General features: G+C 42.1%; 12 protein-coding genes. All 12 read right to left on the bottom strand.

The window, feature by feature from the left end; all coding sequences use genetic code 11:
* Nucleotides 1-4: 4 nt before the first annotated feature.
* The 12 genes from QNN06_RS07570 to QNN06_RS07515 all read right to left on the bottom strand — a co-directional run bounded on the left by QNN06_RS07570 (nt 5) and on the right by QNN06_RS07515 (nt 12060).
* A complete protein-coding gene (locus QNN06_RS07570; protein WP_284037343.1) occupies nt 5-1204 on the bottom strand; it encodes an acetylornithine transaminase in 1200 nt (399 codons plus the stop codon).
* Complete coding sequence (gene argB / locus QNN06_RS07565) at nt 1204-2001, bottom strand: acetylglutamate kinase (protein WP_213118050.1); 798 nt, start codon at nt 1999-2001, stop codon at nt 1204-1206. The genes QNN06_RS07570 and argB overlap by 1 nt, the downstream gene beginning before the upstream one ends.
* 16 nt (nt 2002-2017) lie before the next feature.
* Nucleotides 2018-3280 (bottom strand): bifunctional ornithine acetyltransferase/N-acetylglutamate synthase, encoded by a 1263-nt coding sequence (argJ, locus tag QNN06_RS07560; protein ID WP_217035730.1) that lies wholly within the window; start codon nt 3278-3280, stop codon nt 2018-2020.
* Nucleotides 3281-3310: 30 nt separating this feature from the next.
* On the bottom strand, nt 3311-4348 hold the full coding sequence (gene argC, locus QNN06_RS07555) for an N-acetyl-gamma-glutamyl-phosphate reductase (RefSeq protein ID WP_217035728.1): 1038 nt from the start codon (nt 4346-4348) through the stop codon (nt 3311-3313).
* 214 nt (nt 4349-4562) lie between these two features.
* A complete protein-coding gene (aroD, locus tag QNN06_RS07550; protein WP_213118053.1) occupies nt 4563-5315 on the bottom strand; it encodes a type I 3-dehydroquinate dehydratase in 753 nt (250 codons plus the stop codon).
* Complete coding sequence (locus tag QNN06_RS07545; RefSeq protein ID WP_372447601.1) at nt 5299-5841, bottom strand: shikimate kinase; 543 nt, start codon at nt 5839-5841, stop codon at nt 5299-5301. The genes aroD and QNN06_RS07545 overlap by 17 nt, the downstream gene beginning before the upstream one ends.
* A 37-nt stretch (nt 5842-5878) precedes the next feature.
* Nucleotides 5879-6223, bottom strand: a complete 345-nt coding sequence (locus QNN06_RS07540) for a hypothetical protein (protein WP_213118054.1) — start codon at nt 6221-6223, stop codon at nt 5879-5881.
* 198 nt (nt 6224-6421) lie between these two features.
* On the bottom strand, nt 6422-7321 hold the full coding sequence (gene nikC, locus QNN06_RS07535) for a nickel transporter permease (protein WP_213118055.1): 900 nt from the start codon (nt 7319-7321) through the stop codon (nt 6422-6424).
* A 12-nt stretch (nt 7322-7333) separates the two neighbouring features.
* Entirely contained in the window at nt 7334-8341 is a 1008-nt protein-coding gene (locus QNN06_RS07530) for an ABC transporter permease (RefSeq protein WP_213118056.1), read from the bottom strand.
* Between the two features lie 88 nt (nt 8342-8429).
* Nucleotides 8430-10046 carry an ABC transporter substrate-binding protein gene (locus QNN06_RS07525; RefSeq protein WP_217035724.1) on the bottom strand — a complete coding sequence of 539 codons (1617 nt, stop codon included), beginning with the start codon at nt 10044-10046 and terminating at the stop codon, nt 8430-8432.
* 51 nt (nt 10047-10097) lie between these two features.
* Nucleotides 10098-11066 carry an ABC transporter ATP-binding protein gene (locus tag QNN06_RS07520; protein WP_213118058.1) on the bottom strand — a complete coding sequence of 323 codons (969 nt, stop codon included), beginning with the start codon at nt 11064-11066 and terminating at the stop codon, nt 10098-10100.
* On the bottom strand, nt 11047-12060 hold the full coding sequence (locus QNN06_RS07515) for an ABC transporter ATP-binding protein (protein WP_217035723.1): 1014 nt from the start codon (nt 12058-12060) through the stop codon (nt 11047-11049). The genes QNN06_RS07520 and QNN06_RS07515 overlap by 20 nt, the downstream gene beginning before the upstream one ends.
* Between the last annotated feature and the right edge of the window lie 10 nt (nt 12061-12070).

Below are 12070 nucleotides of genomic sequence, written 5' to 3'. Positions count from 1 at the left end.
TACCTCACTCGCCTTTCTCTAAACTTTGGAACGCCTTTTCCAGTTTTATTATAAATTCGTCAATTTCGTCTTTTGTAACAGTTAACGGTGGTAAAATTCTGATGACATTAGGACCTGCTGTTAAAATTAACAGGTTTTGTTCGATGGCTTTCTTGACAATGGCTGATGCATCATTGTCGACGACTAAGCCTTTTAAAAGTCCTTTGCCACGGAGTTCTTTGATAAAAGTGTATTTTGCAGACAGGTTCTCAAGCTGTTGGTCGAGATACTCTGCCATTTCGTTCGCGTTGGTAAGTATGTTGTTTTCAAGTATATGTGTAACGGTTGCCAACCCTGCTGCTGTTGCCAGCGGGTTGCCGCCGAATGTGCTGCCGTGGCTGCCTGGTTCAAAGCCTTTTGCCGCTTCTTCCTTGGCAATAATGGCGCCAATTGGAAATCCAGAGCCAAGACCTTTAGCAACGCTGATGACATCCGGTTCGATGTTGTATTGTTGGTATGCAAAAAGGGTTCCTGTACGGCCGATGCCGGTTTGGATTTCGTCAACCATTAAGAGAATTCCGTTCTCCTTACAAATCTGGTCAAGCTTTTGCACCCATTCTGGGAATGCTGGAATGACGCCGCCCTCACCTTGGACAAGTTCGAGAAGAACTGCCGCCGGTTTTAGCTCCACCAAGTCATTGAGTGCCTCCATGTCGTTGTATGGCAGATAGCTGAAACCAGGCATCAATGGTGCAAAGCCGTTTTGAATTTTCTCCTGGCCGGTTGCCGTTAGGGTTGCTAATGTTCGGCCGTGGAAGGATTGCTTGAAGGTCACGACTGTGGATAAGCCGCTGCCTTTTACTTTGTTTGCATATCTTCTTGCAAGTTTAATCGCTGCTTCGTTTGCTTCCGCCCCGCTGTTGCAGAAAAAGACTTGATCGCCGCAGCTGTTGGCTGCAAGGAGGCCTGCTAATTTTTCTTGGTTTGGGATATTATATAGATTTGAACAGTGCCAAAGGTTTTGCAGCTGTTCTTCAAGTTTTTCTTTTATAACATCCGGTACATGGCCCAGGTTGCAGGTTGCGATACCGGAGGTGAAATCTAAATATTTTGTGCCTTTGTCGTCCCAGACGTAGCTTCCTTTGCCTTTTTCGAGAGTGACAGGGAAGCGTCCGTAGGTTGGCATTACCGGTGAAATGTGAGAGACGGTATTATTGGCTGTCATTACGCTATCTCCTCTTCTAAAACAATTTTTGTTCCTATATTTTTTCCGTTCACGTAATCTAGTAAGCTGCTTTTTTCAAAACCGTTGATGATGGCCACTTCACTAATGTTATGGACAAGGCCATCGATGGCCGCTTTTACTTTTGGAATCATGCCGCCGTAAATAGTTTTGTTTTCGATCAATTCTTCAATAATCGCTTTAGAAACTTTATCAAGCTTCTTCTTGGCTCCTTCTTCTTCGACCAGGATTCCTGGGATGTCGCTGATAAAGCAGAGGTTAGCCTGGAGCGCCTTGGCGATGGCAGACGCCGCGATATCACCATTGATGTTGTAGCGCTGGCCGTTTGCATCAATTCCGATTGGGGAAATGACTGGGATGTAGCCTTGGCTGACGATTCCCTCAATAACATTTTTATTTACATCAACAACTTCCCCCACGAATCCAAGGGTTTGGGCGTCTGCTGTTGGTTCAGCTTTTAACAAGCTTCCATCTACGCCGCTGACCCCAAAGGCAGTGCCGCCGACTTCTGCGATGTTTCTAACAACCTGCTTATTGACCATGCCGCTTAATACCATTTCAACGATATCGAGGACATCATGGTTGGTCACTCGAAGTCCGTTCACAAATTTAGTTTCTATATTTAAACTTTTTAATAATTGATTGATTAATGGGCCGCCGCCATGGACAATAACTGGAGTCCATTCGCCTGATTCTTGCATCTTTACTATGTCTTCATAAAATGACCTTGGCAGATTTTCTAACACACTTCCGCCACACTTAATGACTAGGTATTTCATTTTTCAAAAAGCCTCCTTAAGTGCGATAGGATGCGTTGATTTTTACGTAATCGTAGGTAAGGTCGCATCCCCAGGCGGTTGCACTGCTATTTCCTTGATTTAACTCTACAAAAATTTGTACAGTTTCTTGTTCTAGGTAACTCTTTGCTTCTACTTCGTCAAACGGACAAGGCAGCCCATTTTCAAATACAGGGATGGAGCCTAATGACACCTTTACTAAGTTTGGTTCAACAGGGACATCGCTGTACCCAATCGCTGTCACGATTCTGCCCCAGTTGGCATCTGTTCCGTAGATGGCCGTTTTTACGAGGTTGGAAGAAATAATCGATTTTCCAACCGCTCTCGCATCTTCAGCCGTTAAAGCACCATTTACCTGAACCTCGACAAGTTTTGTTGCCCCTTCACCGTCACGGGCAATTTTTTTAGCAAGGGTTTCACTGACAACTTTTAATCCGTTTACGAATACATCCCAATCAGGATGCTCTTTGGTAAGCTGGTCATTTTCAGCTAATCCATTTGCCATGACTAAAACCATGTCATTCGTACTTGTATCGCCATCAACTGTAATCATATTGAAAGTTTGGTTGGTAACTTCTCTAAGTGCTGATAAAAGGTCTTCATGTGCAATGTTTGCATCGGTTGTGACAAAGCCAAGCATGGTTGCCATATTTGGATGGATCATACCGGAGCCTTTCGCCGCTCCACCGATGCTGACTGTTTTGCCGTCAATTGTGAACTGAACGGCTATGTGCTTTGCGCAAGTGTCAGTAGTTAGGATGGCTTGTAGGAAGTTCTCCTCTGCTTCAAACTCCGGTTGAAGGATTTGGCTAATTCCTGTCGTTATCTTATCCATTGGCATTAATTCGCCAATCACTCCTGTTGAAGTGACGGAGACTAGGTGCTCTTGAATATTTAATTGACTTGCAAACTCTTTTTGCATCTGGTAAGCGTCTTGAATACCCTGCTCCCCTGTACAAGCGTTGGCGTTACCGGAATTGACAATGATTGCCTGGGTCTTATTTTCTTTTGCGATGCTTTCTTGTGTTACTAATAGTGGAGCTGCTTGGAATAAATTAGTTGTGTAAACACCAGCCACATCAGCGGGAACTTCTGACACAATATATGCCAAATCAAGTCTTTTTCTTTTCACTCCGCAGTGCATTCCGCCTGCTTTGTATCCCTGTGGTAATGTTATTCCTGCATTTTCTAAAACAACGATTTCGTTGGTTGATGTTGCTTGTGTCAATGTAATTTCCCCCTTTATGGTTCCCTTGTTCATATTCAATCAAACTATTTAACTATCAATTTATTATGGATACATCGGGATATCTTGGAGACCTGCTTGCTCATCCCAGCCGTTCATTATATTTGCATTTTGGATTGCCTGCCCTGCCGCACCTTTTACCAAGTTATCGATTACAGAGATGACTGTAAGTCGATTGGTCCGAGGGTCAACATGTAAGCCGATATCACAATAGTTGCTTCCCCATACTTCCTTTGTAGAAGGCACCTTCCCTATTGGCCTTACTCTTACAAATGGTTTATTTTTATAAAATTCATCATATATTTGATGAACATCTTCTGTAGTAACCTTTTCTTTTAGTTTTATATAAATAGAACACATAATTCCTCTAGTCATCGGTACTAAATGTGTTGTAAAAGATACCGTTATCGGGTTACCGGCCTCGTCTGTGAGGACCTGCTCAATTTCCGGTATATGTTGATGTGCTCCAAGTTTGTAAGCCTTTAGGTTTTCATTGATTTCTGCGTAATGGTTGGTGAGAGAAAGCCCCCGTCCTGCTCCACTTACACCTGACTTTGCGTCAATTATTATAGAATCATAGTCTCCTAGGTTTGTTTTAAGGATTGGTATTAGCCCCAGTGTTGTTGCTGTTGGATAGCAGCCTGGATTGGCAATTAAATTTGCGGTTTTAATTTTTTCCGGATAAATCTCGCTTAGCCCATAGACCGCTTTCTTTAAATACCTCTCATCCGCGGGGGAATGTTTATACCAGGTTTCGTATTCTTCAACCGACCTTAACCTGAAATCTCCAGATAAATCTATACATTTAATCCCTTTATCGATTAATTCTGGGACCATCCTGCTACTTACCCCAGATGGTGTTGCCAGAAATACTACATCATTTTTATCGGCTAATTGATTTGGTTCAAATTTTTCTAGTGGTTGCTCAATTATTTCCGAGATATGCGGGTAAGTATCACTAAATTTATTTCCTGCCTGGGAGTTTGAAACGACAGTGCCAACCTCCAAATAAGGATGCTTATTGATAAGCCTAATTAGTTCAATTGATCCGTAACCCGTACCGCCTATAATAGCAGCCTTCATTATGTCTTCACTCCCGATTTCGTTTATAATGAATTATTATACATTCACATATATAATTATTCAATGAAAAAATCACATATTTTTCAGATTTAATTCTATTTTCAGGTATAAATTTGTGTAAACGCTTTCAATAATTTTTAAATAAATATACAACTATTTATGCAATAAATCATAAAAAAAAGCCCATAAAGGGCCAGATTACTATGTATTCTTATTATTGATTCAACAGGTTTAACATACTTCTTAATTCATTAACCGCAATTTGTCCAGGTGCAGAACCCACCTTCGCCGCGCCAAACGTCAGTGCGGATCCAAATCCTGCTACACGGCTGATTGCCCCTTTTTGTCCCATTGAAATAGTAATTATCGGTCTGTCTGCATATTTTTCATACATTATATTCGTTGCATCTAATAGAGCTAGTACATCTTCATTTGTTTTAGGCATTACAGCAATTTTGGGGATGTCGCCTCCAAGGTCCTGGGCACTGCGTAAGCGTGATACAATTTCTTCTTTCGGCGGTGTTTTTTCAAAATCATGGTTGGAAACAATCACGAAAACATCGTGTGAATGAGCAAAGTTAATTAGGGTTTTAACATCCTTTTCTTCATTAAATAACTCCACATCTATAAAATCAACCTGACCAGTTTGCAAAATTTCCTTATTTAATTCAATGTAATGGTCATTGCTAATTTCTTTTTCTCCGCCTTCCTTAGTGCTTCGGAAAGTAAAGATTAAGGGTATGTCGGTTAAAACACTACGAATATTGGCTAGTGCCTCTTTTACTTGCATGAGGTCATCTACCTGTTCGAAATGATCAACCCTCCATTCTACAAGATCCAGGTCAAGTGTCTTATGAAGTCTAGCCTCTTCTATTAATTGAGATGTAGTTCTCCCTACCATCGGTACGCATATTTTTGGGGTACCTTCACCTAACGTTATCCCTTTAACTTTAATTGTTTTCTTCATTAAACTGCACCTTCTCTAAAATTTCGTCCGCAATTTGCTCGGGAATCTTATAATCAGTACTTATTTTTATATGGTGGTTAGAATAAATTTCTCTTCTATTATTATAAAGTTGTTCCATTTCTTCGATTGTTTTTCCATGTAGGACTGGGCGGCTGTCAATGATTAGATCTAATCGTTCCTTCCAGCAATCAAAAGAAATATCAAGTAAAATGACTGTAGCCTTGGATAAACAGACCGCACGGATTTCCTCTTGAAGAAATGCTCCGCCGCCTAGCGAGAGAACCAAGTTTTTTTCTTCATTTAAGCTAGTAATTAGGCTTTTTTCCTTTTCTCTAAAAACCTTTTCTCCATATACTTTAAATATTTGCGATGGGGGCATTTTGAATTCCTCTTCAATTAATTCATCCGTATCGATAAATTGTCGATGTAGTTTTTCTGCAAGAAGTTTACCAACGGTTGTTTTGCCCGCTCCCATAAATCCGATAAAAATAATGTTTTTATCTTCTGCGTTTTGGTGTGCCGTCAAAATTTTCAGCTCCTATCATAGATGTTTTGCATTTATCTTACAAACGATTTTTTATCATGATAAACAGCCACTGTGAGGCCGAAACTGCCATTGGGATGATGAGATCCCATAACATTAAGTCCCATGATAAAAAGGAATCTGCACCATAAAACTTCAAAGCTATTATAACCATTAATCCTGGTATTGTTGAAATTAGCAGCCAATATATTAGCAGCCTCTTTTCATCTCTTTTTATAAAATGAACTACTAGAAAACACAATATTAGCATGATTGATATAGAAATTACCGATAGAAAAGGCATAGCCACTACGAAACTACCGCCTAAGGCAAAAGTAAAAAGAGCTAGAATGATTATTAAAGCCGGTACTGCTAGGTACTTCAATCTAAATCTCTCCTTAACATAATACCTTTTTAAGAGTCTATACTTATGAAGGACATTTCCTTCACGTTCTTTATCGAATTTGTCCTTCATCCTATTATGAAAGATATTTTACCAAAACACCACAAGAAACTTAAATATTCTGCAAACTCATCAAATAGCACCCATATAGAAAAGAGACCCCTCTAGGAGCCTCTCACATTATTGTTTCATCTTCGGATCAAGCACATCGCGCAGTCCGTCCCCCATCAGGTTAAAGCCTAATACAGTCAACATAATAGCCACACCTGGAAAGAACAGTGTCCACGGTGCTTGGGTTATATAGTTCTTAGAGTCAGCCAGCATTTTCCCCCATTCAGGCTCTGGCGGCTGGGCGCCTAATCCCAAGAAACCAAGTGCTGCCGCTTCGATAATCGCAGTTGCAATCGCCAATGTTGCTTGGACAATGACCGGGGAAATACTGTTCGGTAAAATATGCCTCAAGAGAATCCGGGAATCCTTCATCCCAATGGCTCGGGCAGCCATGATATATTCCTCCTGCTTGACGCTTAACACCTTCGAGCGAACAAGTCGGCCAAAGTTTGGGATGTTGATTACCGCAATCGCGATTAGAGCATTGCGTAAAGACGGTCCTAAAATAGATACTACTGCAATCGCTAATAGAATACTAGGAAACGCCAGCATGACATCAAAAACCCTTGAAATGATAGCGTCCACCCAGCGGCCATAATAACCGGCGACGATGCCAAGTAGAGTTCCAACTACGACAGATCCTAGTACGGAAAAGAATCCAACCCATAAAGAAATTCGCGCACCATATAAAATCCTTGAAAAGATGTCCCGGCCAAAGTCATCCGTGCCAAACCAATGCTTGCTCGATGGGGCCTGCATCCGGTCTGCTAATACTTGTTCTTTGAACCCGTATGGCGCTACCAAAGGAGCAATAATCGCGATAACAATAAAAAATAGCACGATTCCCAAGCCAACAACGGCAAGTTTATTTTTATAGAAAGATTTTAGTGCTTCCTTCCATGGAGGTGTCAGCTTTTCTTCAGCGGGTATCACTAGGATATCTGCTGCATTTTTAGCAAGTTCAGCCACATTAACTCCCCCCTACTTATTATATTTAATCCGTGGATCAACAAAGACATACAATAAATCCACGATTAAGTTAATCAATACGAAAATCGCAGCGATCAGCAAAATTCCTGACTGGATAACGGGATAATCACGATACGCAATCGCGTCATATAGGTATCTTCCGATTCCCGGCCAGCCAAAGATTGTTTCTGTTAGTATCGCACCACCTAAGAGAAGGCCTGTTTGTAGACCGATAACCGTTAAAACAGGTATAATGGCATTTTTCAAAGAATGTTTGTAAACTACCCAGAACATCCTTAAGCCTTTCGCACGTGCTGTACGAACGTAATCCGAGCGCATGACCTCAAGCATGGTGGCGCGAGTCATCCGGGCAATGATTGCCATTGGAATTGTCGCCAGCGCAAGGCTTGGCAGAATTAGATGTTGAACAACGACCCAAAATTGATCGAATCTACCCTGCAACAAGGTATCGATTAAATAAAGATTCGTAATCGCCGAAATGGGATCTCTGACATTCTCCCGGCCAGTTGTAGGCAGCCACCCTAACTCAATCGAAAAAGCCCATTGCTCCATTAGACCGAGCCAGAAAATTGGCATCGATACGCCTACCAGGGCAAGAACCATTGCAACATAATCAAACCATGATTTAGAGAACCAGGCGCTGATGATTCCCGCGTTTACGCCTACAATCACGGCGATAATCATCGCAACCAGTGTGAGTTCAAATGTTGCTGCTAGATATGGCCAAATTTCCACGTTTATTGGACCTCTAGTCCTCAAAGAGGTTCCTAAATCGCCTTGAAAAAGCTGACCAATATAATCAAAATATTGTATGTACCAAGGCCTGTCCAACCCTAATTCCCTTGTTAACGTTGCAATCGCTTCGGCGGTAGCCCTTTGTCCAAGGATCACCTGGGCAGGATTCCCCGGAATCGCATGGATAATCGCAAATACTACCAGCGTCATTCCAAATAAAACTGGGATTAAGGAAAGAATTCGGCGAACTGTGTAAGTAAACATTTGTTTCACCTCTTTTTTTCAAAAAATAAAACCGTACCGTTTGTTGATAAAAGGGGAGGAAAAAAACTCCTCCCCCATTCAAGATGGATTATTTAAAGTACACTTTTGTTAATGCTTCAGATCCAGTTGGATGTGGTAAATAATCTGCCACATCTTTGGCTGCTGCTAACAGCGGTGTAGAGTGAACAAGCGGAACCCATGGAGCATCATCATGAATGATTTCCTGAGCTTTCTTGTAAAGCTCGTTACGCTTAGCTTGTTCTGTTTCAGTCTGTGCAGCAATCAATACATCATGAAGTTCGTCATTGCTGTATTGAGAGTAGTTGTTGCTGCCAATGCTGTCTTTATCAAGCAATGTGTATAAGAAGTTATCTGGATCACCATTGTCACCAGTCCAGCCAAGCATGAACATGTCAAACTCGCCTTTTGTTGCTTTCTGTAAATAAGTAGCCCAGTCAACAGATTGAATCTTAGCTTTTACATTGATTTTCGCTAAGTCCGCTTGAATAACCTCTGCAACCTTTTGTGCTTCAGGCATGTAAGGACGTGCTACAGGCATTGCCCATAGGTCGATTTCAAAGCCTTTTTCATAGCCTGCTTCTTTTAATAATGCTTTTGCCTTTTCTAAATCGTAATCATAATCCTTGATGCTATCGTTGTAGCCTTCAATGGACGGAGGCATTGGGTTCTTCGCTGCAAGAGCCTTTCCGCCGTAGAATGCTTTGATAATATCTTTCTTATTAACTGCGTGGTTGATTGCTTGACGTACTAACTTGTTATCAAATGGCTTACGAGTAGTTGTTAATCCAAGGTAACCAACGTTCATAGATGGACGCTCGATCACTTGAAGCTTGTCATTTCCTTTAACAGTAGCTTCGTCTGAGTTGTTCAGACCGTCCATTACATCGATTTCGCCATTAGCAAGAGCGTTTAGACGTGCAGTGTTTTCCGGAATAACACGGAAGACCACTTTGTTTAACTTAGGAAGACCTTTTTGCCAGTAGTCAGGATTCTTTTCAAGTGTAATTGTATCGTTTTGCTTCCACTCTACGAATTTGAATGGACCTGTTCCAACCGGATTTTTTCTAAAGTCGTCGCCAAATTTTTTCACAGCCGTTGGGCTCGCGATACCAAATGGAGACATTGCCAGGTTCTTTAAGAAAGGAGCCTGTGGCCTTTTTAATACAAACTCTACTGTGTATGGGTCAACTGCTTTTACTTCTTTAATAACGTGGCCTTCATCAGCCTTGTAACCGCCAAACATGGTATAATACGGGAATTTATCTTCGTTCCCGTTCATCCAGCGGTCAAAGTTGAAGACTACAGCGTCTGCATTGAAGTCTGTTCCATCATGGAATTTTACGCCTTCTTGCAGTTTGAATGTGTAGGTTAAACCGTCATCAGAAACCTTCCATTCTTTAGCAAGACCAGGGTGCAGGGTTGTATCCTGCTCGCCATACTCTAATAGTGTTTCAAAAATGTTCTCAGTTACTTTAAAGGCTTCCCCTTCAGTTGTGGTGATTGGGTCTAATGATGTGGAGTCACCGCCACGACCATAGACTAGCGTATCCTTTGCTGAACCGCCGCTAGTAGCAGGCTCTTTCTTGCCGCCAGTTTCTTTGGTCGTTTTGCCGCCGCAGCCTGCTAAGAACATGCTAAGGGCCAATAAGGAAATCAACAGCAATTTAATTGACTTTTTGCTCATAAGCGTTTTTTTACCCCCTAAAGCTTTTTTATTTATCATCAATGCCGCCTACTACTTGTTATACAAATGACAGGCAACAAAATGACCATTAAGGTTGTGTTCTGTTGGTCTAGTAGTTTTACAAATATCCATGCACTCCCCGCATCTTGTGTGGAAGGCACAGCCTGAAGGAGGATTTGCCGGACTTGGCAGTTCACCTTCTATTAAAATAGTCTTCTTTTTGACATCCGGGTCCGGAATCGGGACTGCGGACAGCAGTGCTTTCGTATAGGGATGCTTTGGATTTTCATAGAGTTCCTCACTATCAGCTAACTCTATCAATCTTCCTAAATACATCACGCCAACGCGGTCGCTGATATGGCGAACCACTCCTAGGTCATGAGCGATAAATATGTAGGTTAACTGAAACTCTTTTTGGATGTCTTTCATCAGGTTAAGCACCTGTGCTTGAATCGAAACATCGAGTGCGGATACAGGTTCGTCGGCAATGATTAGCTTTGGCTTTGTCATCAATGCTCTGGCGATGCCAATCCGCTGGCGCTGCCCGCCGCTGAATTGATGCGGATAGCGTTTCGCATGATAGCTGCTCAAGCCTACTACCTCAAGCATTTCTTTAACACGTTTTTGGCGTTCCGTTTTTGTTCCAATTCCGTGCACAATTAAAGGCTCTTCGAGAATTTGCTCTACCGAATGCCGAGGGTTCAATGATGCATATGGGTCCTGGAAAACCATCTGGATATCGCGACGAACCTTCCTTAATTCCGAGTTCGACATACTCGTAATCTCTTTATCTTCAAAAACAATTTTCCCATCACTAGCTTCAATTAAGCGCATAAGCAAGCGGCCGGTCGTTGATTTACCACAGCCGGATTCGCCTACGATGCCTAAAGTTTCACCTTTTTTCACATAAAAAGAAACATCGTCAACGGCCTTTACTTCCCCTTGTTTTTTTCCAAAAAGTCCACCGGTGATTGGAAAGTACTTTTTTAAACCATTAACCTCAAGAAGTAACTCCGACATGTTTGTCACTCTCCTCTTTCAATGTATATAGGAAACAGCGCACTTCATGTCCGTCTTTTTCCGATTTAAATAATTGTGGGGAATCGGTATGGCACTGGTCAAACGCTTCCGCACATCTGGCGGCGAAGCGGCAGCCATTGTGAACAGTACCTGGTACCGGAACCGTTCCTGGAATGCTGTAGAGTCGTTCTTTCTTGCCTCTCAAGTCTGGAACCGATTTCAATAATCCTTTTGTGTAAGGATGCTGCGGGTCTTTTAGAATTCTTCTGACATCGCCCTGCTCAACGATTTGTCCGGCATACATGACGACGACACGTTCACATATTTCTGCGACTACGCCCAAATCATGAGTAATAAGGATGATGGATGTTTTCGTTTTTTCATTTAAATCCTTCATTAAGGCAAGGATTTGCGCTTGGATGGTGACGTCGAGTGCCGTTGTCGGCTCATCCGCAATCAGGACTCTTGGGTTGCAGGCCATCGCCATGGCGATCATCACCCGCTGCCGCATGCCGCCTGATAATTGATGCGGATGTTCTTTTAAAATCCCTTCCGCTCTCGGTATTCCAACTAGCTTAAGTAATTCAATGCTCCGGACTCTTGTCTCTGCCTTAGAGAGGTCCGTATGTAATCGAATGGCTTCCGTCAACTGATTCCCGATGGTAAACAGCGGGTTCAAGGATGTCATCGGCTCCTGAAAAATCATCGAGATTTGGTTGCCGCGTATTTTCCGCCACTCTTTTTCTGTTAAGTTCGTTAAATCAGTTCCATTAAAAATAATTTCGCCCTTTTCAATTTTCCCCGGCGGTGATGGAATCAAGCCCATAGTTGCTAAGGAGGTAACACTTTTACCGCTGCCGGATTCCCCTACAATTCCTAGGATTTCGCCTTCCTTAAGTTCAAAACTAATCCCATCCACTGCAGGTAAGAGCTTTTTTCCGGATTGGAAGGAAACTTTTAAATCGTTTATTCGAAGAATGGAATTTTGATCCATACTAAACACC

Source organism: Neobacillus sp. 114 (assembly GCF_030127045.1).
Classification (GTDB): domain Bacteria; phylum Bacillota; class Bacilli; order Bacillales; family Cytobacillaceae; genus Neobacillus; species Neobacillus rhizophilus.
The sequence above is the reverse complement of the archived record's forward strand: the minus strand, read 5'-3'. Positions and strand labels throughout refer to the sequence as shown.